Origin of the sequence: Achromobacter sp., from assembly GCF_049647645.1 — a bacterium.
Taxonomy (GTDB): domain Bacteria; phylum Pseudomonadota; class Gammaproteobacteria; order Burkholderiales; family Burkholderiaceae_B; genus Achromobacter.
The window spans coordinates 35,795-58,605 of record NZ_JBARYB010000264.1 but is presented as its reverse complement, the minus strand read 5'-3'; the positions used below and the strand labels follow the sequence as shown (position 1 = coordinate 58,605).

Annotated in this window: 18 protein-coding genes; 2 read left to right on the top strand and 16 right to left on the bottom strand. The window is 66.5% G+C overall.

Annotation, left to right across the window (positions count from 1 at the left end):
* The 8 genes from moaA to WBB14_RS29970 form a co-directional block, all read right to left on the bottom strand.
* Positions 1-999, bottom strand: coding sequence for a GTP 3',8-cyclase MoaA (moaA, locus tag WBB14_RS30005; RefSeq protein WP_424242991.1), 999 nt, complete (start codon positions 997-999; stop codon positions 1-3).
* Positions 996-1,760, bottom strand: a complete 765-nt coding sequence (locus WBB14_RS30000; protein ID WP_424242990.1) for a peptidylprolyl isomerase — start codon at positions 1,758-1,760, stop codon at positions 996-998. The genes moaA and WBB14_RS30000 overlap by 4 nt, the downstream gene beginning before the upstream one ends.
* 28 nt (positions 1,761-1,788) lie before the next feature.
* Positions 1,789-2,472: a respiratory nitrate reductase subunit gamma gene (narI, locus tag WBB14_RS29995; protein WP_424242989.1), complete on the bottom strand. Its 684-nt coding sequence runs from the start codon at positions 2,470-2,472 to the stop codon at positions 1,789-1,791.
* An 18-nt stretch (positions 2,473-2,490) separates the two neighbouring features.
* Positions 2,491-3,138, bottom strand: coding sequence for a nitrate reductase molybdenum cofactor assembly chaperone (gene narJ, locus WBB14_RS29990; RefSeq protein ID WP_424242988.1), 648 nt, complete (start codon positions 3,136-3,138; stop codon positions 2,491-2,493).
* A 15-nt stretch (positions 3,139-3,153) separates the two neighbouring features.
* Positions 3,154-4,719: a nitrate reductase subunit beta gene (gene narH / locus WBB14_RS29985; RefSeq protein WP_424242987.1), complete on the bottom strand. Its 1,566-nt coding sequence runs from the start codon at positions 4,717-4,719 to the stop codon at positions 3,154-3,156.
* Positions 4,716-8,456, bottom strand: a complete 3,741-nt coding sequence (locus tag WBB14_RS29980) for a nitrate reductase subunit alpha (protein ID WP_424242986.1) — start codon at positions 8,454-8,456, stop codon at positions 4,716-4,718. Before WBB14_RS29980 ends, narH begins: the two co-directional genes overlap by 4 nt.
* 154 nt (positions 8,457-8,610) lie before the next feature.
* Positions 8,611-9,999: a NarK family nitrate/nitrite MFS transporter gene (locus WBB14_RS29975; protein ID WP_424242985.1), complete on the bottom strand. Its 1,389-nt coding sequence runs from the start codon at positions 9,997-9,999 to the stop codon at positions 8,611-8,613.
* Between the two features lie 10 nt (positions 10,000-10,009).
* Positions 10,010-11,287 carry an MFS transporter gene (locus WBB14_RS29970; protein ID WP_424242984.1) on the bottom strand — a complete coding sequence of 426 codons (1,278 nt, stop codon included), beginning with the start codon at positions 11,285-11,287 and terminating at the stop codon, positions 10,010-10,012.
* 234 nt (positions 11,288-11,521) lie between these two features.
* Between WBB14_RS29970 and WBB14_RS29965 the strand changes: the two genes are divergently transcribed.
* Positions 11,522-12,772: an NnrS family protein gene (locus WBB14_RS29965; RefSeq protein ID WP_424242983.1), complete on the top strand. Its 1,251-nt coding sequence runs from the start codon at positions 11,522-11,524 to the stop codon at positions 12,770-12,772.
* A 3-nt stretch (positions 12,773-12,775) separates the two neighbouring features.
* Here WBB14_RS29965 and WBB14_RS29960 read toward each other — a convergent pair whose 3' ends face one another.
* The 6 genes from WBB14_RS29960 to WBB14_RS29935 all read right to left on the bottom strand — a co-directional run bounded on the left by WBB14_RS29960 (position 12,776) and on the right by WBB14_RS29935 (position 17,262).
* Positions 12,776-13,594, bottom strand: coding sequence for a hypothetical protein (locus tag WBB14_RS29960; protein WP_424242982.1), 819 nt, complete (start codon positions 13,592-13,594; stop codon positions 12,776-12,778).
* Between the two features lie 134 nt (positions 13,595-13,728).
* On the bottom strand, positions 13,729-13,908 hold the full coding sequence (locus WBB14_RS29955; protein WP_424242981.1) for a hypothetical protein: 180 nt from the start codon (positions 13,906-13,908) through the stop codon (positions 13,729-13,731).
* A gap of 110 nt (positions 13,909-14,018) precedes the next feature.
* A complete protein-coding gene (locus tag WBB14_RS29950; protein ID WP_424242980.1) occupies positions 14,019-14,285 on the bottom strand; it encodes a hypothetical protein in 267 nt (88 codons plus the stop codon).
* Positions 14,286-14,324: 39 nt separating this feature from the next.
* Entirely contained in the window at positions 14,325-15,407 is a 1,083-nt protein-coding gene (locus WBB14_RS29945; protein WP_424242979.1) for a flavodoxin family protein, read from the bottom strand.
* Positions 15,404-15,979, bottom strand: a complete 576-nt coding sequence (locus tag WBB14_RS29940) for a low affinity iron permease family protein (protein WP_424242978.1) — start codon at positions 15,977-15,979, stop codon at positions 15,404-15,406. Before WBB14_RS29940 ends, WBB14_RS29945 begins: the two co-directional genes overlap by 4 nt.
* A 59-nt stretch (positions 15,980-16,038) precedes the next feature.
* Positions 16,039-17,262: an FAD-dependent monooxygenase gene (locus tag WBB14_RS29935; protein WP_424242977.1), complete on the bottom strand. Its 1,224-nt coding sequence runs from the start codon at positions 17,260-17,262 to the stop codon at positions 16,039-16,041.
* 138 nt (positions 17,263-17,400) lie between these two features.
* On the opposite strand from WBB14_RS29935, the gene WBB14_RS29930 reads away from it, so the two are divergent.
* Positions 17,401-18,318 (top strand): LysR family transcriptional regulator, encoded by a 918-nt coding sequence (locus tag WBB14_RS29930; protein WP_424242976.1) that lies wholly within the window; start codon positions 17,401-17,403, stop codon positions 18,316-18,318.
* Between the two features lie 38 nt (positions 18,319-18,356).
* Here the strand turns inward: WBB14_RS29930 and WBB14_RS29925 are convergent, their stop codons facing one another.
* Positions 18,357-20,228, bottom strand: a complete 1,872-nt coding sequence (locus WBB14_RS29925; RefSeq protein WP_424242975.1) for a PepSY-associated TM helix domain-containing protein — start codon at positions 20,226-20,228, stop codon at positions 18,357-18,359.
* Between the two features lie 70 nt (positions 20,229-20,298).
* Positions 20,299-22,767 carry a TonB-dependent siderophore receptor gene (locus WBB14_RS29920; RefSeq protein ID WP_424242974.1) on the bottom strand — a complete coding sequence of 823 codons (2,469 nt, stop codon included), beginning with the start codon at positions 22,765-22,767 and terminating at the stop codon, positions 20,299-20,301.
* Positions 22,768-22,811: the final 44 nt, after the last annotated feature.

Genomic DNA, 22,811 nt, shown 5'->3' with positions numbered 1-22,811 from the left:
TCAACCTCCCGTCTGCGCCATGAAGCGCACGATGCGTTCGGGACGGGCCAAGAAGTCGTGGCGCTCGGGCTTGGCGGCGATGCCGGCCCGGATTGCCTGGATCAGCTCGGCATCGCTGGCGCCTTCGCGCAGCATCCGGCCCAGCGGCACCTGGTCTTCCTGGCCCAGGCACAGGTACAGGGTGCCGTCCACGCCCAGCCTGACGCGGTTACAGGCGGCACAGAAGTGGCGCGACATGGGCGTGATCACGCCCAGCACCGGTGTTCCATGGCCCGTGGTCCAGTAGCGCGCCGGGCCCGCGCCCGTTCCGCCCAGGGCGGGCACCAGGCCAGCGTCGGCCGCCAGCCGCGCACCCATGGCGTTCAGGTCGGTATGGGCGTAGCCCTGGCCGCAGCTGCCCATGGGCATGGGCTCGATCAGGCGCAGCACGAAGCCCTGCTCCACCGCATAGTCCAGCAGCCTGCGCACCTCGGACGCGGGCGTGGCCGCGTGCACCACGCTATTGAGCTTGATGGGCGCAAAGCCCGCGTCCTTAGCCGCGGCCAGGCCCGCCAGCACCGATTCCAGGCAGTCCCGGCCGGTGATCTGGCTGAAGGCGGCGGCGTCCAGCGTGTCCAGGCTGATGTTCAGTCGGTCAACCCCGGCGGCGCGCAGGTCCTGCGCGTGGCGCGCCAGTTGGGTGCCGTTGGTGGACACGGACAGATCCTGCAATCCAGGCATGGCGGCGATGACGCCCGCCAGCCCAACCACGCCGCGGCGCAGCAGGGGCTCACCGCCGGTCAGCCGGACCTTGCTGACGCCCAGGCCGACGAATAGCCCTGCCAGCCGCGCCATTTCCTCGTGGCGCAGCCAATTGGCGGGGGTTTCGAAGCCCTTGAAATCCTTGGGCAGGCAGTAGCTGCAACGCAGGTCGCAGCGGTCCGTGACGGACACGCGCAGATAATCGATGCGGCGGCCATGGCCGTCCACCAAAGTTCTTGCAGCCGGCTCGTCCATCATGCGGCGCTCCCGCCGTAGACGCGCTCGGGTTCGCCGCCTTGCAGGTCTATGCCCTGGATGTCGGCGCGTTCGACCAGCCGTTTGGCGTACTGGCGCCAGGCGGTATCGCGGCTCATGGACGACAGCGCCGTGGCGATCTGTGCGGCCACGTGTTCGTAGGGCTGCATGCGGCCCTCGATGCGCCGCGTCACCCGCACGATGTGCAGGCCGTGGCGGGTTTCCAGCAATTGCGGCAGCAGGCCGCCGGCCGGAAGCGCAAACACCGCGCGCTCGAATTCCGGCACCGTGTCGCCGCGGCCCAGCTGGCCCAGGCAGCCGCCCAGGGCGGCCGAGGGGCAGTTCGATTGCTCGCGCGCCACCTCGGCGAAGCGCGAAGGATCTTCGAGCAGTTCGGCCAGCACCACATTGGCGTGCGCCCGCAGCATGTCCAGATTCACGCCGGGCGTGACCTGGAACAAGATGTGGTCGGCCTCGATCAGCTCGCCCGCCATGAAGCGTTGCGGGTGCATCTGGTAGTAGCGGCGGCAGGCGGCGTCGTCGGCCTCGGGCGCAGGCGCCTCGCGGGCCAGCAAGGCGCCGATGGCGCCCTCCTCGTCCGTGGCGGCGTCCAGGCCCAGCCGGCCGGCCTCGTCCAGCAGTACGCGGCGCAGTACCAGGGCGGTGATCGCTTCGCGCATGGGATTGCCGGCCTCGGCATGCAGCGGCAGTTCGCGTTCCAGATCCGCGTCGTTCAGTTCGACGCCATTGACGATGACAGGCATGTTCGGCTCCTAGTCCTGGTGCGTGGAATCAGCGCGGGCGGACCAGCTGCCAGGCGCGGCCCAGGTAGCCGACCGAGGCGAAGCCGCTCCAGACGTGGACCAGGCGCGTGAACGGGAAGATCACGAACAGCGTCAGGCCCATGAACAGGTGCGCCTTGAACAGCAGCGGCACGCCGGCGATATGGCTGGCGGCGTCGCCCTGGAAGGTGACGATGTGCTGCGCCCAGGTCATCAGGCGCACCATCATTTCGCCGTCCATGTGGCCGGCCGACAGCACGATGGTGGACAGGCCCAGCAGCAGCGTGACCAGGATCCACAGCAGCAGCAGCTTGTCGCCGGGCCGCGTGGTGGCGCGGATGCGGGGATCGCTCAGGCGGCGGTGGATCAGGATCAGGAGGCCGATCAGGCACAGGCCGCCCATGACGCCGCCGGCCACCATGGCCACGGTCTGCTTCAGCGTGTGCGATACGCCCAGCGTGTCCCACACCACCACCGGCGTCAGCAGGCCGGCCAGATGCCCGAAGAACAGGCCCAGGATGCCGATGTGGAACAGGATGTTGCCCAGGCGCAGTTGCCCGCGATGCAGCAGCTGCGAGCTGTCCGTCTTCCAGGTGTACTGCTCGCGCTCGAAGCGCACCAGGCTGCCCAGCAGGAAGATCGTCAGCGCGATGTAGGGATAGATGCCGAAAAGAAACTGATTCAGGGAGTTCATGATGCGTCGTCCTGAAGATTAATGAGCCGCGGGCGCACGGGGATAGAAGCGCACGGTCTGCGCGCCATCGCCCGAGAAAGGCCGCAGCAGCGGTTCCACGCCGTCCGGTCCGGTGCCGAAGGTCTCCATCGCCTCGTCCATGTCGCGCACGGGCGCCTCGGTCTGTTCGCGCGGAATCACGCGGGACTGCGCGCGCAGCACCGCGAAGATGCAGGCGTAGGGGCTTTCGCCCTTGGCCAGGCGCGCGCCGATGGCGGCCAGCACGTGGATGGCGTCATCCAGCAGGTCCTGCGCCAGGGCCGGGTCGATCACCCCCAGGAACTCCAGGAACAGCGGCACATGGTCCGGCAGCTCGGACACCACCGGTTCGAAGCCATGCTCGCGGTAGGTGTCCAGCAGGTCCACCATGGCCTGGCCGCGGTCGCGGCTTTCGCCGTGCACGTGCTCGAACAGGTGCAGCGAGTGCGAGCGGTTGCGGTCAAAGGTGGCGACGTAGTTTTCCTGCAGCGCGATAAGATCGTTGGTGGCCAGGTAGGCCACCAGCGGCTGCAGGGTTTCCTCCGCATCGGGATAGTCGGACAAGGCGGCTTCGACCTCGCCCAGCGCGTCCAGCAGCTCGGGCTCGGGGTAGCACAGCAAGGCGGAAAGCAGGCGGTACAGACTCATGGTTTTTCTCCTTTCCTAGGCCGTGGCGGCCTTCTTGCGCGATTTCGGCATCTCGATGAAGATCTCGCTGCCCTGGGGCTTGCGTCCGAACAAGGTGCCTTCCGACACCCCGCCCGAGCAGCCGTTGCCGAAGGTGAAGCCGCAGCTGCCCTTCTCGTTGAAGCTGTCCTCGACCACTTCCTTGTGGCTGCTGGGCACCACGAAGCGATCTTCGTAGTCGGCGATGGCCATGATCTTGTACATGTCCTGCACGGTCGCCTCGGACAAGCCGACCTGCTCCAGCAAGGCGGTGTCGCGTTCGCCGTGCACGGTTTCGGAGCGCTTGTAGGCGCGCATGGCCAGCATCCGTTCCAGCGCCTGCACCACAGGCGCTTCCTTGCCCGCCGTCAACAGGTTGGCCAGGTAGCGCACCGGGATGCGCAGGCTGGAAACGTCCGGGATCATGGCGCTCTTACCCACCGTGCGGCTCGGCATCTGGCCGGACTCGGCGGCCGTCTGGATGGGCGACAGCGGCGGGATGTACCAGACCATGGGCAAGGTGCGGTATTCCGGATGCAGCGGGAAGGCGACGCGCCATTCCATCGCCATCTTGTAGACCGGCGATTTGCGGGCGGCTTCCAGCCAGGATTCGGGGATGCCCTGTTCGCGCGCGGCGGCGATCACCTCGGGCGAATGCGGATCCAGGAACAGGTCGAGCTGCGACTGGTACAGGTCCTGCTCGTTGGCGGTGGACGCGGCGTGCTCGATCTGGTCGGCGTCGTACAGCATCACGCCCAGGTAGCGGATGCGGCCCACGCAGGTCTCCGAGCACACGGTCGGCTGGCCGGCCTCGATGCGCGGATAGCAGAAGGTGCACTTCTCGGCCTTGCCGCTGCTCCAGTTGTAGTAGATCTTCTTGTACGGGCAGCCGGAGATGCACATGCGCCAGCCGCGGCACTTATCCTGGTCGACCAGCACGATGCCGTCGTCTTCACGCTTGTAGATGGAACCGGACGGGCAGCTGGCGACACAGGCCGGGTTCAGGCAGTGCTCGCACAGGCGCGGCAGATACATCATGAAGGTGTTCTCGAAGGTCGAGTACATCTCCTTCTGCACGCCCTCGAACAGCGCGTCGCGGCTGCGCGCGCTGAACTCGCCGCCCAGGTCGTCTTCCCAGTTCGGGCCCCAATGGATCTTGTCCATCTTCTTGCCGGTCAGCACCGACACCGGACGCGCGGTGGGCGGAGTCTGCGACAGCGGCGCCTTCTGCAGGTGCTCGTAGTCGAAGGTGAACGGCTCGTAATAGTCGTCGATCTGCGGCAGATTCGGGTTGGCGAAGAGATTGGCCAGGATGCGCAGCTTGCCGCCCTGGCGCGGTTCCAGCTTGCCGCCGGCGGTACGCTTCCAGCCGCCCTTCCACTTCTCCTGGTTCTCCCATTCCTTGGGATAGCCGATGCCGGGCTTGGTTTCCACGTTGTTGAACCAGGCGTACTCGACACCGTCGCGGCTGGTCCAGACGTTCTTGCAGGTGACCGAGCAAGTGTGGCAGCCAATGCACTTGTCCAGGTTCAGCACCATGCCGATTTGGGCGCGTATCCTCATGATTGCTTCTCTTCTTGTTGCGTTTCGACCAGCGGACCTTCCAGCCAGTCCACCTTCTTCATCTTGCGCAGCACCACGAATTCGTCGCGGTTGGCGCCCACCGTGCCGTAGTAATTGAAGCCGTAGGCCTGCTGGGCATAGCCGCCGATCATGTGCGTGGGCTTGAGCACCGTGCGCGTGACCGAGTTATGGATGCCGCCGCGCTTGCCGCTGGTTTCCGCGCCCGGCACGTTCACGATCTTTTCCTGCGCGTGGTACATCAGGCACATGCCGACCGGCACGCGCTGGCTGACCACCACCCGCGCCGTCAGGGTGCCGTTCACGTTGAACACTTCGACCCAGTCGTTGTCGACCAGCCCGGCCTGCTTGGCCTCGGCTTCCGAAATCCACACGTGGGGACCGCCGCGGCTCAGGGTCAGCATGCGCAGGTTGTCCGAGTACGTGCTGTGGATGCCCCACTTCTGGTGCGGCGTCAGCCAGTTCAGGACCAGTTCCTTCTCGCCGTTCGGGTAGCGGCCCAGCATGGGCGCAACCGTCTTGGTGTCGATGGCCGGCTTGTACACGCAGGAGCCTTCGCCGAAGTCCAGCATCCAGCGATGGTCCTGATAGAACTGCTGGCGGCCAGTCAGCGTGCGCCATGGAATCAGCTCGTGCACGTTGGTATAGCCGGCGTTGTAGCTGACCTCTTCGCTTTCCAGGCCCGACCAGGTGGGCGCGGAAATAATCTTGCGCGGCTGCGCCTGGATGTCGCGGAAGCGGATCTTGTCGTGCTCGCGGCCGATGGCCAGGTGCGCGTGCTCACGCCCCGTGATCTTGCTCAAGGCTTCCCAGGCCTTGACCGACACGTGGCCATTGGTCTCGGGCGCGAAGGTCAGGATCATCTCGGCCGCGTCGATGGCGGTGTCTAGCTTGGGCCGGCCGTGGCTCACGCCTGGCTCGGTCACGGCCTCGTTGATGCCGGCCAGCTCGTGCACTTCGTGCTCGGTGTTCCAGTTGATGCCCTTGCCGCCGTTGCCCAGCTTGTCCAGCAACGGCCCCACCGAGGTGAACTTGCGGTAGATGTCGTTGTAGTCGCGCTCGACCACGGTCATGTTGGGCGCGGTCTTGCCGGGGATCAGGTCGCATTCGCCCAGCTTCCAGTCCTTGGGTTCGAAAGCCTGGCCCAGCTCTCCCGGGGTGTCATGCATCAGCGGCGTCAGCACCACGTCGCGGCGCTTGCCCAGATAGGGACCGCCGATGTCGCTGAACTTCTTGGCCAGCAGCTTGTAGATCTCCCAGTCGGTCTTGCTTTCCCACAAGGGCTGCACGGCTTCGCTCAGCGGATGGATGAACGGGTGCATGTCCGAGGTGTTGAGGTCGTCCTTTTCGTACCAGGTGGCCGTGGGCAGCACGATATCGCCGTACAGGCAGGTGGTGCTCATGCGGAAGTCCAGCACGGTCAGCAGGTCCAGCTTGCCTTCGGCCGCGTCTTCCTGATAGGTCACTTCAGTAGGCTTGATCGCTTCGGCTTCGTCGCCGAACACCGCGTTCTGCGTGCCCAGCAGGTACTTCAGGAAGTACTCGTGGCCCTTGCCGCTGGAGCCCAGGATGTTGGAGCGCCACACGAACATATTGCGCGGGAAGTTGGCCGGATCGTCCGGGTCCTCGCAGGACATGCGAAGGTCGCCCGACTTGAGCTGTTCGGCGACATACGCCACCGGATCCTTGCCCTGGCTTTCCGCTTGCGCCACCACGTCCAGCGGGTTGGTGCGCAATTGCGGCGCCGACGGCAGCCAGCCCATGCGCTCGGCGCGGGCGTTCAGGTCGATCATGCTGAGGTCGCCGTAGCGGCCGCGATCGGCCGTCGGTCCCAGGATTTCCTGGACGTTCAGCTTTTCGTGGCGCCACTGGCTGGTGTGGGCGTAGAAGAAGGACGTGCCGTTCATCTGGCGCGGCGGACGAACCCAATCCGAGGCGAAGGCCAGCGGCGCCCAGCCGAACTGCGGACGCAGCTTTTCCTGGCCCACATAGTGGGCCCAGCCGCCGCCGCTCTTGCCGACGCAGCCGCACATCATCAGCATGTTGATGATGCCGCGGTAGATCATGTCCATGTGGTACCAGTGGTTCAGGCCGGCGCCGACGATCACCATGGACTTGCCTTCGGTGTCATGGGCGTTCTGCGCGAACTCGCGCGCCACCTGGATCACCTGCGCGCGCGGCACGCCGGTGTGCTTTTCCTGCCAGGCGGGCGTGTACGGCACGTCGTCGTCATAGGAGCTGGCGACATTGCCGCCGCCCAGGCCGCGGTCCAGGCCGTAGTTGGCCATCTGCAGGTCGTAGACCGTGGCCACCAGGGCCTCGCTGCCGTCGGCCAGGCGGATGCGGCGCGCCGGCACGTTGCGCACCTGCAGTTCGCCATGCTCGCTGCCGAAATAAGGGAAACCCACACTCACGACGGCGTCGGACTGATCGACCAGGCTCAGCGTGGGTTCGATCTCGCGGCCGTTGCCGCCGTCCTTGGACTCCAGGTTCCAGCGGCCGACCTTCTCGCCGCCGTTGACCGCGCCCTCGCCCCAGCGGAAACCGATGCTGCCGTTGGGCGCGACCAGGTCGCCGCTCTTGGCGTCCAGCACCAGCGTCTTCCAGTCGGGGTTGTTCTGTTCGCCCAGCGCGCCGTCCAGGTGCGAGGCGCGCAGGAAGTGGTCGGGGGCATGGAAGCCGTCGCGCTCCTTCAACAGCACCAGCATCGGCATGTCGGTGTAGCGCCGCACGTAGTCGCGGAAATAGTCCGAAGCGCCCGACAGGTGGAATTCCTTCAGGATCACATGGCCCATGGCCATGGCCAGCGCGGCGTCGGTGCCCTGCTTGGGCGCCAGCCAGATGTCGCCGAACTTGACCATTTCGCCGAAGTCGCTGGACACGGCCACCGTCTTGGTGCCCTTGTAGCGGACCTCGGTGTAGAAGTGCGCGTCGGGCGTGCGGGTCTGGGGCACGTTGGAGCCCCACACCATCAAGTAGGTCGAGTTGTACCAGTCGGCCGATTCCGGCACGTCGGTCTGTTCGCCCCAGATCTGCGGGCTGGCGGGCGGCAAGTCGCAGTACCAGTCGTAGAAGCTCAGGCAGGCGCCGCCCAGCAGGCTGAGATAGCGTGCGCCCGCCGCGTAGCTGACCATGGACATGGCCGGAATCGGCGAGAAGCCGATCACGCGGTCGGGGCCGAACTTCTTGATCGTGAAGGCGTTGGCGGCGGCGACGATTTCCATTGCCGTGTCCCAGTCGGCGCGCACGAAGCCGCCCAGGCCGCGCACGGCCTTGTAGCGCTTGGCGCGCACGGGATCCTGGCTGATCCATTCCCAGGCCGCGATGGGATCCATGGTCTTGCGCGCCTCGCGCCACATCTGGATGAGGCGGCCGCGGATCATCGGGTACTTCACGCGCTGCGCCGAATACACGTACCAGCTGTACGAGGCGCCTCGCGGACAGCCGCGGGGCTCATGGTTGGGCAGGTCGGGCCGCGTGCGCGGGTAATCGGTCTGCTGGGTTTCCCAGGTGATCAGGCCGTTCTTGACGTAGACCTTCCACGAGCAGGAACCCGTGCAGTTCACGCCGTGCGTCGAGCGCACCACCTTGTCGTGCTGCCAGCGGGCGCGGTAAGCGTTTTCCCACTTGCGGTCCTCGTTGACCGTTTCGCCGTGACCGTCCGCGAAGGTGGACTTCACCCGCGACATGAACTTCAAGCGGTCCAGAAAATGGCTCATTCTCTATTCTCCAAGAGCGCCGGTCCGGCCGGCGCGTACTGCGATCGATGCTGTTGAATCCATTGTGGGCGCGGCCTGCCTTCCGGACCATTCGCCGGTGGCACAGGCCGGGCGCGGCAGAATGACTAGTCACTCCGGCCGCGTCCGCTTCCCCTCAGCAGGGCACCGGCGCATTGCGGCGGGCGTAGTACCACCAGGTGATGACCATGCAGGTGGCGTAGAAGCCTATGAAGCAATACAGAGCGGCCTGCACGCTGCCCGTCATCTCCAGCGAGGTGCCGAAGCTGCGCGGGATGAAGAAGCCGCCGTAGGCGCCGATCGCGCCGGAGAAACCCAGCACCGCGGCCGATTCCTTGGCGGCGTCCGCCTGAGCCTGCTTCTGCGCCGCGGCGCCCTTACCCTCGGCCGCCTGCGTGCGTTCGCGCAGGAAGATCACGGGAATCATGCGGAAGGTCGAGCCGTTGCCCACGCCGGTCAGCGCGAACAGGACGATGAACATGGTGAGGAAGCCTGTGAAATTGCCAGCCTGTCCGGCCACCGGCAGGAACGTCACCACGCCCAGCACCGCCGCGATCATGGCCGCGAAGGTGAACAGCGTGACCCGCGCGCCGCCCAGCTTGTCCGACACCCAGCCGCCGAACGGCCGCGTCAGCGAGCCCAGCAGCGGGCCGAGGAAGGCATAGGCCATGGGATCGACCTGCGGGAACAGCGTCTTGGTCAGCATGGCGAAGCCCGCCGAGAAGCCGATGAAGGAGCCGAAGGTGCCCACGTACAGCCAGCACATCAGCCAGTTGTGCTTGCGCTTGAAGATGACGGCCTGGTCCGCGAACGAGGCACGGGCGTCGGCGATGTCGTTCATGCCGAACCAGGCGGCAATGGATGCCAGCGCTATCGGTATCACCCAGATGAAGCCGGCGTTCTGCAGCCACAGGTTCTGTTGCGCGCCATTGGCGGTGATGACCTGGGGCTCGCCGCCCGCCACGCCGAACACGCCGATGGAAATGACCACCGGCACCACGAACTGCACCAGGGACACGCCCAGGTTGCCGATGCCCGCGTTCAGCCCGGTGGCCAAGCCCTTCTTCTCCTTGGGGAAGAAGAAGCTGATGTTGGCCATGCTGGAACTGAAGTTGCCGCCGCCCAGGCCGCACAGCAGCGCCAGGATCAGCAGGGTCGGAAAGGTGGTGGTCGGGTCGCGCAGGGCGAAACCCATGCCCAGCGCCGGAATCAGCAGCGAGGCGGTGGAAATCGCCGTCCACTTGCGCCCGCCGAACACCGGCACCAGGAAGGAGTAGAAGATGCGCAGGGTCGCGCCCGAAAGCGCCGGCAGCGCCGTCAGCCAGAACATCTGGTTCTTGGACAGCATGAAACCGGCGCGGTCCAGGTTGACCACCACCACGCTCCACAGCATCCAGATGCTGAACGCCAGCATCAGCGCCGGAATCGAGATCCAGAGATTGCGGTTGGCGACGCGGGCGCCGGTCTGCTTCCAGAAGCCGGGATTATCCGGCTCCCAGCGCGCAAGGACTTGAGTGGAAGACATAGGGATACTCTCAGGAGGTGGTGGAGGGAGAGGCAGCGTGTTGCCGGGCGATGGCCGCGCTTTCCGGCCGGAAACTGAAGTGCATGAAGATGAGGGAGACGCAGACGGTGCCGTACAGCAGCATGAAGGCGCTGGAGCGCACGCCCGTCAGGTCCAGCAGCACGCCGAACATGATCGGCAGCACGAAGCCGCCCAGGCCGCCAGCCAGGCCGACGATGCCGGAAACCGCGCCGATGTTTTCGCCGAACTCGTCCGAGATGAACTTGAAGACCGAGGCCTTGCCGATGGCCATGGCGATGCCGACCACGAACAGCAGCACGGTGAAGGCGACTGGTCCCAGCGCAATACCGAAGCTGCGCGGGCCGTTGGCGGTCGCGACGGTGAATTCCGTTTGCGGATAGCTCAGCAGGAAGAACGCCACCCAGCACACCCACATCACCCACCAGGTGGTCTTGTAGGCGCCGTAGCGGTCGGAGATCCAGCCGCCCACGGCGCGCAGCACGCCGCCGGGCAGGGAGAAGCAAGCCGCCAGCAGCGCCGCCAGCTTCATGTCGAAGCCGTATTCGCCGATGTAGTACTTGGTCATCCACAGCGCCAGCGCCACGTAGCCGCCGAACACCACCGAGTAGTACTGGCAGTAGCGCCAGACGCGGGGATCCTTCAGCATGGCCATCTGCGCCGACAGGCTGGCGCCGCTCTTCACGCGGTGCGACGGGTCGGAAGAAGAGAACAGCCAGAACAGTATGGCCGTGACCAGCAGCGCCACGGCATAGACCTGGGGCACGATGACCCAGGCGCCGCCGGCTGCCGCGATCAGCGCCGGGGCCACGAACTTGGTAATGGCCGAGCCCGAATTACCCGCGCCGAACACGCCCATCGCCAGGCCCTGCTTGTTGCGCGGGAACCAGCGCGCCACATAGGGCGTGCCCACCGAGAACGAACCGCCGGTCAGGCCGACGAACAGCGCCAGCACCAGGAACTGCCAGTACTCGGTGGCATAGGACAGCAGCCAGATCGGCACCACCGCCAGCAGCATTAGGATGAAGAACACCGGCCGGCCGCCGTAGCGGTCGGTCCAGATGCCCAGCGGCACGCGCACCAGCGAACCGGTCAGCACCGGCATGGCGGCCAACAGGCCGAATTCGGTTTCGGACAGGCCCAGCTGCGCCTTGATGGGAATGCCCAGCACCGCGAAGATCATCCACACCGCGAAACAGATGGTGAAGGCGAACGTGCTTGAAATCAGGACCCGCATCGGCGCGCCGGCCGAGGAATGACTTGCTGCCATGGTTACTCTCGCTTTACTCACGAAGACATGTGGCTAGCCTAGGCACCGCGGGCCTTCCGGACCATTCGCCACCCGACCAGAAGCCCCTTGCCGATGTGACTAGTCACCGCTTTCTTGCCGGCCGGGCTTGCGCTGGATCAAGCCTTGGCGCTGGCGGCCGCGCGGCACTGGCGTTAATATGCATTTCAAATACACCTTTAAACGCGAAGCCGAAACGGCGCCGCGCAGACCCTCATGAGCACGCTGCTTAGCATCGAAGAACCCGCCGCTGCCCCGCCCCGTCCGCGTCCCCAGTGGCGCGCCTTCACGGAAATGGGCTTCAGGCCCCTGTACCTGGCGGGCTGCTTCTGGGCGTTGGCGTCCGTATTGCTATGGGTGCATGCGCCCGCGCGCCTGACTGGCGTGTTGAGCGGCATGCCCTGGCATGCGCATGAAATGCTGTGGGGCTTCGTCGCCACCATCGCGGTGGGCTTCCTGCTGACGGCAGGCGCCAACTGGACAGGCAAGAACCCCTTGCGGGGGACTCCCCTGGCGGTCCTGTGCGCGGTGTGGATCGTGGCCCGCGTGGGCTATTTGGCGCCCGGACGGCCGGCTTTCGTGGTGGCCGCCGCCGCGGATCTGCTGTTCTTCCTGTGGGCCGCGGGCGCGCTGGGCCGCGCCGTCGCCGTCACGCGCAATCAGCGCAATTACGGCATTCCCTTCCTGCTGCTGGGCCTGGCTGCCACCAACGCGCTCTACCTCTGGGCCGCGGTCCAGGGCGACTACTACGCGCTGATGCGCTACTTCAATGCCGGCCTGCTGTGCATGGCGGTGCTGACGCTGCTGATCGCCCGCCGCGTCATTCCCTTTTTCGCCAAGCGCGCCGTGGCCGGGCTGGACATCCCGCCGCACACCCGCAGCGGCCATTGGCAGCTGGGCACGGGCATCGTCGCCATCGCCTGCCTGCTGGCGGGCCAGCCGCGTGCGGCCGCGCTGGCGCTGGCCGCAACCGGGCTGATCGCCCTGGCGCAATGGATATCGTGGAAGCCCTGGGCAGTGCGCAAGGTGCCGCTGCTATGGATCCTGTACGCGGGCTATGGCGGCCTGGGCATGGGCCTCTTGGTGGGCGCGGCGCAACTGGCCGGCTATGTGCTGCGGCCCGCCTGGCCCGCGCACGTGATCGGCGTGGCCGGTTTCTCGGTGCTGATCCTGGGCATGGTCACGCGCACCGCGCTCGGCCACCTGGGCCGGCCGCTGCGGACCGACCGCAGCATGGTGCTGAGCTATGCGCTGATGATATTGGCGGCCCTGCTGCGCCTGGCCGCCCTGCTCCCGACCGCCGCCACCATCGGCTTTCTGCATGCCTCGGCGACGGCCTGGGCGCTGGCCTTCGCGCTGTACCTGTGGCGCTTCTTCCCGATGATGATCCGGCCGCGGGCCGACGCCGGCAAGACCGCCGCGCCGGTGATGAAGGCGGTGCCCGTCGCGCGGCGTCCGGCGGCTTGATCCTCAGCCACGCCCTTCGCGCCGGCGCGTGGCGGCCAGCTGCTGCTTCATGGCCTTGAGCCAGGCCTTGACCTGCTGCATGTCGACGAACTGGGAGAGTTCGAAGTCGAGCTCGCCTATGTATTCCTGGGCGTCGGCGATCTCCGCGTCCAGGTCTTCCATCAGGTCTGCGGGATCGATGGATTGCGCGGGATCGAAGTGGTACCGGGCTTTGAAGCCGTCTTCCTCCGCCGCGATTGCGCCGGCCAGGAGGGCAAGCTGCGCCTCCAGCGCCTGGTTGTATTGCGCGTAGCGGTCCTCATCGATTTCGGCCAGCCGCTCGGGGCCGGCGGCCGCCAACGCCTCGATCTCCGCGAGCGCCTGCGGAGCCGGCGCGGCTGCCGGCCGCGCCGCTTCGTCTGCTGCCCCGCCCTCTTCGTCCTCGTCCAGCTGGGCGTCGTAGTCCGAGCCGCCATGCTTCAGATACAGGGCCCTCAATCTATCCATATCGCATTCCGCCGGCGTGCCGTCCAGCACGATGGCGTCCAGCGTCTCTTGCGCCAGTTGCGCGGCGATCTCGGACGCCAGGGCGCGTTCCGCCTTGGTCAGTTCCTTCTGCTTGCAAGCATGGTCGAAGCAGGCCACCAGCTTGGCTTTCAGTTCGACCTCGACGGTCTCCAGCGGCGCCAGCGCTTCCTCGTACTTCTTCTGATATTCCGGCAGCACGGTCTGCCACAAGCGCAGGCGGGCGCGCTGCGCCTCCAGCTTCTGCGCGAGCGACTCGAATCTCTGGCGTTGCGGCGTTCCGGATGCCGGCTGCGCGGCGGACGTGTTTTCTTGCATGGGGAACCTGGGCAGGCGGCGCCATGGGCGCCTTGAAATGATCGGAGCGCCATTTTAGACGCGGCGGCGCCTGCCGATGCCCCGATGTCTAGCCCCGGGCATGCGTCCTCGCGACTGCAGCCCGGGTCTCGAGGCTATCGGTCAGCCGAGCCCTCGGCGGCGTTGTCCTCGGACGTCGTGTCGGCGGGCTCGATGTCCTCGTCTGGCACTTCGTCGCCCTGAGCGCTGTCGCTGGCGTCGTCCGGGTTTACCGGCGGCGGACGATGGGCCGCAGTCCCGGGTGGCGGCGCTGACGCCATCGTTATCGGATGCAAGGCCAACTCAAACTGGATCTGGGGCATCGCGTCACCTATCAGGAAGTGCGGCGACATCCGCCGCAGCCCGGAATCAGCAAGCGCCGTGCCACCACGCCAGCGCCAGAGGCTCAGAAGCGCGGATTCTTGCCGAACGGCACTTCCGTATCCGTCGGCTTTTCGAACGCCGCCGTATCGCCATTCAGATCCGCGACGTGGATCTGCGCCAGCCGCGTCGCTTCATCGATGGCCACCTGGGCCGAAACAAAGCGTTCCTCGACGGCAATCCGCTCTTGCGGCGCTCCCGCGAGCGGCGGCACCAGCACGTATCCTATGCTCCAGCTGCCCTGGTCCTCGATCGGACGCTCAAGCTCGAAATCCCATTTGGCGTTTTCCATAGGGCCTCCTGTCGAAACCTGCTTTCATGCTACTGCGGTTCACTTGGGCCGGGGATTGCGGATGCCCTGGTCCTGCGCCGCGAATTCGCCCCGCCGCAGACGCGGCAGGATATTGGCCATGGCCCGCGCCACATTGCGCACTTCCTGCTGTACCGCCAGATCCTGGTCGAGATCGTCGTGGCTGGTGGCATACGGGCGGTAATAGCTGATGTAACGGTCCAGCCGCGAGGCAGCGCCCGCGTCGATCAGCCCCATCCAATCCAGCCAGTCAGCGAGCGCGCGCCGCTGCAATTCGATCCCGGCCACGTCGCCGTGCACCACCAGGCCGTAGGCGCGGCCAGCCAGATGCTTGGGATACGGCCAGCCGGCCAGTTCGACCTGCTTGGCCTTCAGCGGATCCTTGCCGCGCGTCGAGGTGGGATCGGGATTGCCGCCATCGCCGCAGACCAGCCGGTCTATCATCAGTTTCAAGGGGCTGGGCGATTGGTACCAGTAGGTGGGCGCGACCAGGATCACCCCGTGGGCCGCCACCCATTGCTCGTAGATGCCGGCCATGGCGTCGTTGTCCTGCCCGAGCGAGTGGTTGGGGTAACAACTGCACGGCCAATGGCACAAGGGCATCGCGGTCGACACGCAGCCCTTGCACGGATGGATCTGGTATTGGTATTCGGATGTCAGGCGGCTGAGGTCCAGCATATCGGCCTGCACGCCGGCCGCCTGCAATTCACTCAGGACGATGCGCGCCAGCCGCCAGCTCTTGGAGACCTCGCCCGGACAGGTGCCGTCATTGCGCGCAGCGCCGATGATCACCAGGACGCGCGATGCCGCGCCCGGATCACGCTGCGCCACGGCGGCGCGCTCCAGCCGGTCGCGCGTTTCCTTCCATTCGACCGACAAGTCGTAGTCGGGATCGGCGTAGCCCGGCCCGGCCTTGACTGTGACGGGCGACTTGCGGCCCTCTTCGTAGGCGTTCCAGGCGATCGCTTCCAGGCGCTCCAGCGCCTCGCGCTCTCCCTGGAAGGCCGGATCGTAGAAGCGCCGCATGAAGCGCAAGCGAAATTCCTCGCGCGCGAGCGGGCCGGCGTACTGCCCCTTGCGCACCATCGGTTTGGTCTCGGTCATGGCTGTCTCCGGCTACGCAGGCGCTGGCGCCGTTCCTTCCTGGCGCGCGCCGTGCAGGCGGCGGCCAGCGCCAGCAGCTTGTCTTCGTCCAAGCGCTCGGCATCGACCAGCCGCTCGTCCGCGCCCTCGAGCGCGATCAGCAGTTCATCCAGCTTCAAGTGCAGCGCCTCGCTATCCTTGTTCTGGCTCTGCTGGATAACAAAAACCATCAGGAAGGTCACGATGGTCGTCCCGGTATTGATCACCAACTGCCAGACTTCAGAATAGGCAAAGGCCGGCCCGGACGCGCCCCAGATGATCACCGTGATGAGCGCCAGCCCGAACGCGATCGGCGACCCGGCCCACCTCGTCACATGCGCGGCGAAATGATCAAAAAAGCGGGATATTGGATTGGCGCGGCCGGCTAAGGCGCGGCCGGCTAAGGCGCGGCCGGCTGAGGCGCGGCCGGCCGCGGATCGGCGAGCTTTGACGCGGCCGACTTTGGCGCGGCCCGCTGAGGCGCGAACGGTACCTTCGGCGCGGTCCGATCGCTTGCCGGGTGACTGCCGTTGGGAAATGCGGGTGCTCGGCATGGTGCTGTTCCAGTCCAACCGGACATCACACTCAGCAAGCCGCGTGCCCGCGGCCGCCTTCAGACCCGATACAGGCTGCCGCAGCCGACTTCTTCCGCCGCGGTAGCTTCCAAGCCGCCGGGCATCGGCAAGCCTTGCGCCCATCCCCCCGCCAGGACTTGCGCGTCACGCAAGGGATTGGACGTCTTGGCGCGCTCGTCCCGCATGCGGCAGGTCGCGGCATCGGTGGCGAACAGGCCGCGGGCAAATACCCGCCCCTGTTCGATCAACTGCGTCGTCTTGGGAACGCGTATCCGGGCAAAGCCCCGCAGGGTTGCATCCAGCCCCTGGTCCGCGCCGTCCAGGCATCGCGCCAGATGCCAGGCATCCTCCAACGCCTGGCACGCGCCCTGCCCGGATGTCGGCAAGGGCGCATGGGCCGCATCGCCCACCAGCAACACATTGGCCCGATGCCAGGTTTTCAGGGGTTCCAGATCATGCACGGCGATCTGGTGAATGGCATGCGCCGGCGTTGCGCGGATGAGGCGAGCGACGGGCTCGGGCCATCTTCCGAACACCCCCTCGACCTCATGGCGCAAGTCCGCTGCGGGCCCCGCCGGGGGAGTGGGCCGCGCCTGTGCCGCTGCCCAATAGACCATTCCCGGCCGCACCGCCACGGCGCCAAAGCGCTCGCCCGCGCCCCAGTAGTCCTGGATGGCGATTTCGTCGACCAGTGCGCTATCCGCCTGCGCCACGCCTATCCAGTTCACGAAGCCCTGATAAACCGGCGCGTTGTCGCCCGCGACGAATCGGCGCGCCACCGAATCCATGCGGCCGTCGGCGCCGATGAGCAGATCCGGGCGGATGCTCGAGCCATTTTCGAACCGCGCCACGGCCCGGCCATCGTCGTCCAGATCGATCGCCACCGCCCGATGCCCATATTCCACCGGGATTCCGGCGTGCGCCACATGATCCAACAGCACTGCCAGCAGATCCCGGCGCAGAACCGTGTGGGTGGGATATCCCATCATCCGATCCAGCAACGCGATATCGAGGCCACCGAGCGGATTGCCTGCCGCATCCTGGCGGCGCATCGCCACCGGCCGCCCGCCCACCGCCGCGATGTCCTGCAGCAACCCGAGTTGCTCCAGCACAAAGCCGGCATTGGGCCAGAGCGTCACGCCAGCCCCCATGGTCGCCGGCCCTGCCCGGCGTTCGTAGACCCGCGGCTTGTGCCCCTGCTTGCGCAAAGCCAGCGCCACGCTCAAGCCCGCAATGCCGCCTCCCAGTATTCCGATTTCCACGCTGCAGCGCTCCTGTAAAGACCGCCCCAACGCGCCACCCCCGGTGGCGCATCGAACGGTGACGGCATCTTAGATTTCGCCACCCAAGAGAACTAGCATGTGAAAATGGGGATGTTTAATACCTATAATGGGACAATCATGCGCGACGCCCTCGACTTGAACACCGTCCGCGTCTATGCGGCCGTCGTCGACGAACAGAGCTTCGCCGGCGCAGCCCGATTGCTGGCCCTGCCTTCGTCCAACGTCAGCCGCCACGTCGCCGCCCTGGAACGCAAGCTGGGCGTGCGCCTGCTGGAACGCAGCACCCGCCACCTGCGCATGACCGAAGCCGGCCGCCTGCTGTACGAACGCGCCAAACCCTTGCTCGACGCCCTGCTCGCCACCGAGGAAGAGCTCGGCGCGGCGCAACGCGAGCTGCGCGGCCCCCTGAAGATGTGCATGCCCGGCGAAGCCCCTAGGCTATTGGCTCCCATCCTGGCCGAATTCTGCGGCCAGCACCCCGGCGTGGAGCTGGAATGCGACACGCGCATGACGGGCCTGGAGGCGCTGCGGGACGAAGACGTGGACCTCGCCATCGTTTTCCACCGCGGCCGCGAGGACGACAGCGCCTTCATCACCCGCGAACTGGCCACGCTGCCCAGCATCGTCGTCGCCGCGCCGAGCTTGCTGGCCAAGACCGGCACGCCGCGCCACGCGCGGGAGTTCAAGTCCCTGCCCTGCATCACCACGCTGAGCGCGCTCAAAGGGCAGCCCTGGCAATTTATCGACGCCACCGGCGAGATCGTCAAAGTGCCGGTCCGCAGCCGCTATCGCGTCAACAGCGGCGAACTTGCGGGCGCAGGCGCGCGGCAAGGCATAGGCTTCGCGATACTGGCGGCCTTTGGCTGCCAGGAAGACCTTGCGGCGGGCCGCCTGGTGGAAGTGCCGCTGGATCTGCGGCCCGCGCCACTGCAGCTGCTGGGGGCTTATAGCCACCGGCATTCAGCCACCGCTCGGGTGCGGGGGCTGCTGGAGTTGATGCAGGCGCGATTGAGAGGGTTGGGAGACTATTCTTGACATCTCCCCTCGGTGATTGCGGATAGAACCATGCAACTCTATGCGCGCAGACCGAGCACGGCCACGCCAGACATCAGGCAAGCCACCGCGATCAACGCCCACACCCGTCCCGCGCTACGGGAGCCGAACACACCCACTCCAATCGCGGTGTACACGACAAAGCTCAAAAGCGTTCCGGCCAGCACGCCGACTGCCGGCGATGCGCCAGCCGCGGCCGGCCACGCCAACGCCAGCGCCGACATGGCCAGGGCGGACAGCAGATAGCCGCCTGCAGCGGCCGCGATCACGCGGCTGACGATCCCCCATCGACGGACTGCGGCGCCGTCGATGGCGGCCCGCGCCTTCCGTGACGGCTGCGCGGCGCCCGCCGGCGCACCGTGCCAGTGCCGCCGCAAGGCGCGGACCATGTATGCAAGCAGCAGCCCTGACGCAAGCGCGGTGAGTTCCACTGCCGCCGGCAGCTTCTCCCCGCTCGCGGCATAGGCCCACAAATGACGGCCCGTCGTAGCCCAGTTCAATATCGGCAGCCCCAGGCAGAGCACGGCCGCCGCGGCCAATTGCTCGATCCAGGCCTGGCGCGGCGCACGCCAGAGGGCATGGACCAAGGTCGCCGCCCACACGGCGAAGAAGAAGCGGATCTCCCAGGCGCTGCGTTCCGGCCAGGCGGCCGGGATCAGCCGGTTGCCGTAGAAGTAGGCGATGCTCGCCAAGGCAATACCTGCCAGCGCCGCCACGTTCAAGGCCTCGACGCAGCGGTAGATCCGCGCCGTGGCCGCGCCGAACTCGTGCTCGCTCTTCTTGCGCCGCTTGATGGAGAACAGCAGCGTGCCGATGGCGATCATGGCGGTGCCCATCAAGCCGCTGAAGAAGTACAGCCACTTGATGGTCCAGCCACCGAAGTCCGCCTTGTGCAGGGCTTCGATCGTCTCGTGCACCTGCTTCGCTGCCAGCTCCTCGTGATGGGCTGGCGTCAGCTGCAAGACCGCTCCGCTGTCCGCATCGAACGCGACCCGGCTGCTCTCGGTGAGCAGGCGCGACGCCGCGCCGGCCAGGGGCTTGCGGCCAGACACCAGGACGACGCTGCGCGCGTAGCCAGGATGATCGATGGTGATCCGCGCCGCGTCCTGTCCCGTCAGCTCGCGTGCCTGCGACAGCAAGAGGTAGAGATCCGGAACTGCGCCAACGCCCTGCCCTGCGATGCGAGGCGCAGGCGGGGTGGGCGCAAGTTCCGCCTGATAGCGGCGATAGGCGCCAGCGTCCCCGCCATACGCCGCATGCAGCGGCCAAGGCATGTAGCTGGTGTAGAAGAACGCCAGCCCGGTGTAGCCGATCATGAACAGGAACGGCAGCGTGAGCACCGCCGTGGCATTGTGCGCGTCCAGCCAGCTGCGCAATCCCTTGCCCGGCCGGAAGGTGAAAAAGTCCTTGAAAATGCGCTTGTGCACCACCACGCCGGACACCAGCGCGACCAGCATGCACATGGATATCCAGCCCACCAGCCAGTAGCCCGGCAGGCCGCCGTGCAGGGTGTAGTGGAAGGACATGAAATGCCGGCCGCCCTCGGTCTCGCGTATCTGGGGCGCGGGCTGCACCACGCCCGTACGGGAGTCCAGCCAGATCTCATGACGGCCGCCATCGCCCGTGCGCCAGGACAGCTGCACGGGCCACCCTGGCTGGGCCGGCAAGGAGATGTCCCAGGCGGAAGCCCCCGCGGCGCGGGACGACAGCTCCTGCGTAGCGCCTGCCAGCCACTGCCGCGCGTCGGCAGCCTCGGCGGCAGGGCCCGGCGACGGGCCCGCCTCCATCCAGCGCGTGATGGGTTCCCGGAACACGCTGAGCGTGCCGGTCAGAAAAATCGCGCACAGCAGCCAGCCACAGGTCAGGCCGCACCAGGTGTGCAGCCAGGACATGCTCTGGCGGAATCCCCCCGTCACGACTGCGTCCGCAGGCGGTCGCAAGGACCGCCAGGCGCATGGCCGGTCACAGCGTCCCCCGCAAGGTCAGCATCACGTTGCGAGGTTCGCCATAATGGTTGCCGCGACGGATCTGGCTGACCATGCCGTAATAGTCCTTGTCGAACGCGTTCGCCACGTTCAGGCTGGCGGACCAGTGCTTGTTGATGCGATAGCCCGCGCGCAGATCCCATACCGCGCGGCCGGGCGCGCCCATCCGCACCGACTCGTCGTCGTAGGCATCGTATGAGTAGCCGCTTTGCGCCGACACGCCGCCGCCGACGCTGAAGGCATTCCAGCGGCCCGGCAGTTGGTACGTGGTGGACAGGCGGAACAGATGGCGCGGGGTCTCCGCGCTGATCGTCCCACCCTCGTCGTCGCGGCTGGTGAGATAGGTATAGCCTGCCATCACCTGCCAGCCCGGCGCGAGCGCGCCGCTCGCTTCCAGTTCGAAGCCCTTGCTGCGCAGGGTGCCGCCGTTGCGATAGCAAACGGGGTTGCCCTGCGTCCCCGGGCAGCTTCCGGTGGCCGCCATGTCTTCCACCGCGACGCCGGACTTCTTCACGGCGAACACCGCCGCAGAAACGTTCAGGCGTCCGTCGTAGAGTTCACCCTTCACCCCAGCCTCGTAGTTGGCGCCGATGGTCGGGTCCAGCGGCTTGCCCGAAGACGTTACGTAGCTGCTCTGCGGCTGGTAGGTGTCCGCATAGCTGGTGTAGACGGACCATTGCTGGTCCAGGTCGTAGACCAGTCCGGCATAGGGCGTGAACTCATGTTTCTGCTCATAGTCCCGGGTTTTTTCGCCTGTCAGCCCATCATTGGACCGGTATTTCAACCAGCTGAACTTGCCGCCCAGCAACAAGTGCAGCGGGTCCGCCAGTTGCAGCCGCATGCTGCCGTACAGGCTGGTCTGCTCCAGCCGCGACGTTTCCCCGCCGTCCCAGGCCGGACGCGCCGGTTTCGGGATGGAGGAATGGTCAGGGTCATACACATTGATGGGCGTGTCGTTGTCCAGATACGCCCATTTCTGGTTGACGCGCTGACGCGACCAGCTGGCGCCGAGCAGGACCTGGTGCGTACCGCCCAGCGCCTGGAAACTGCCCGTGGTGTTCAGGTCGATGCCGTCGCTCTTCACGTGCGCATTGTTGAAATAGATGGTGTAGAAGCTCGAGCCCACGCCGGTCGCCCGATCCACGCCCCCCCTCGGAATGGCCACGCGCTGATCCAGGTCGACCTCGGTATGGTTGAGCGACAGGCGCGCCTTCCAGTCCTTGTTGAACCGGTGCTCGGTTTCAGCGAACACTTCGTTCACCTCGCCCTTCTGCCGGTTCCAGTCCTGAAGCAACGAGGTCGAGCGCGAAACGTCCAGCGCGCCGCCGTCGGTATAGCGCGGCAGGCCGAAAATCCAGTAGCCGTCCGTGTCGGTGGCTTGGTGGCGCGCGCCGAACGTCAGAGTCGTGTCGCTCCCGAGATCGGCGTCGATAACGCCGTAGACCAGGGGCGATTTCGACTTGGTGCCGTCGTAGAAGTAATGGCGGTCCTGGTACGCGGTGACCAGCCGGCCGCGTACCGTGCCGGACTCGTTGAGCGGGCCGCCGCCGTCGAGTTCCATGCGGTAGTTATCCCAGGAACCCACCGTCGTGAATCCCTCGAAATGGCCTTCGCTGCGCGGACGCTTGCGCACCATGTTGATCGCGCCGCTGGGATCCGCCGATCCCAGCATCAAGCCGGCCGCGCCGCGCAGCACCTCAACCCGGTCAAAGACGGCGGTGTCGATGGGCAGCCAACCGACCGGGGCATAGACCACACCGGCCACGCCGTCAACCAGGTAGTTGCTGTCGTCCACCGTGAACCCGCGTATCGAGAACTTGTGGTTGCCAAAGTTTCTTGCCGACTTCGTTACGCCTGTCGTCTGCGCCAGCGCCTCGTCCAGCGTGGTCAGGTTTTTATCGGTGAGCAACTGGCGCGTAAGCACGCTGACCGACTGCGGCGTTTCCCTGACCGACTGCGTCATCTTGCTGATCGTGATGGCATCGCTGGTGTACGAGCCGGTTCCTTCGGTGGTCGGCCCCCCCATGCCACTGCCGGTGACCGTCACCGATTGCAGCATCACCGCGTCGGACGAGGATTGCCCGACCACCGTCAAGGTGTACACGTTCGGCCTGGCGCTGTTCACGCGCACATTCGTGCCGGCCAGCAGCTGGTCGAGCGCTTCTCGCGGCGCGTAACGGCCATTGACCGCAGGCGCGTGCTTGCCCGCCACCACCGCCTCATCGAATAGCACCTGATGCCGGGACTGCTCCGAAAACAGTCTCAAGGCATGTTCCAGCGGCTGCGCTGGAATGCTGAAATCCACCTGCGCCTGCTGTGCCTGTACCGCGGCGGGCGATGCCAGAACGGCAAGCGCGCACGCCACCATCACCGGCATGGCCCTGAGCTGCATGCCCGCCGTCAACGCGCCGCCTGCAAGCGCGTCTTTCAACAATCCCCGTCCCATTCCCACTCCCATCGTTGTTGGCCGCTACCGGCCTTGCGGGAGTA

Bases quoted from the DNA above. Each gene is read 5' to 3' on its own strand.
- WBB14_RS29970 (WP_424242984.1), bottom strand. From the start codon at position 11,287: ATGGCAGCAAGTCATTCCTCGGCCGGCGCGCCGATGCGGGTCCTGATT.
- WBB14_RS29965 (WP_424242983.1), top strand. From the start codon at position 11,522: ATGAGCACGCTGCTTAGCATCGAAGAACCCGCCGCTGCCCCGCCCCGT.
- WBB14_RS29980 (WP_424242986.1), bottom strand. From the start codon at position 8,456: ATGAGCCATTTTCTGGACCGCTTGAAGTTCATGTCGCGGGTGAAGTCC.
- narJ (WP_424242988.1), bottom strand. From the start codon at position 3,138: ATGAGTCTGTACCGCCTGCTTTCCGCCTTGCTGTGCTACCCCGAGCCC.
- WBB14_RS29950 (WP_424242980.1), bottom strand. From the start codon at position 14,285: ATGGAAAACGCCAAATGGGATTTCGAGCTTGAGCGTCCGATCGAGGAC.
- WBB14_RS29925 (WP_424242975.1), bottom strand. From the start codon at position 20,228: ATGTCCTGGCTGCACACCTGGTGCGGCCTGACCTGTGGCTGGCTGCTG.
- moaA (WP_424242991.1), bottom strand. From the start codon at position 999: ATGATGGACGAGCCGGCTGCAAGAACTTTGGTGGACGGCCATGGCCGC.
- WBB14_RS29975 (WP_424242985.1), bottom strand. From the start codon at position 9,999: ATGTCTTCCACTCAAGTCCTTGCGCGCTGGGAGCCGGATAATCCCGGC.
- narH (WP_424242987.1), bottom strand. From the start codon at position 4,719: ATGAGGATACGCGCCCAAATCGGCATGGTGCTGAACCTGGACAAGTGC.
- WBB14_RS29960 (WP_424242982.1), bottom strand. From the start codon at position 13,594: ATGCAAGAAAACACGTCCGCCGCGCAGCCGGCATCCGGAACGCCGCAA.
- WBB14_RS30000 (WP_424242990.1), bottom strand. From the start codon at position 1,760: ATGCCTGTCATCGTCAATGGCGTCGAACTGAACGACGCGGATCTGGAA.
- WBB14_RS29930 (WP_424242976.1), top strand. From the start codon at position 17,401: ATGCGCGACGCCCTCGACTTGAACACCGTCCGCGTCTATGCGGCCGTC.
- narI (WP_424242989.1), bottom strand. From the start codon at position 2,472: ATGAACTCCCTGAATCAGTTTCTTTTCGGCATCTATCCCTACATCGCG.
- WBB14_RS29940 (WP_424242978.1), bottom strand. From the start codon at position 15,979: ATGCCGAGCACCCGCATTTCCCAACGGCAGTCACCCGGCAAGCGATCG.
- WBB14_RS29920 (WP_424242974.1), bottom strand. From the start codon at position 22,767: ATGGGACGGGGATTGTTGAAAGACGCGCTTGCAGGCGGCGCGTTGACG.
- WBB14_RS29945 (WP_424242979.1), bottom strand. From the start codon at position 15,407: ATGACCGAGACCAAACCGATGGTGCGCAAGGGGCAGTACGCCGGCCCG.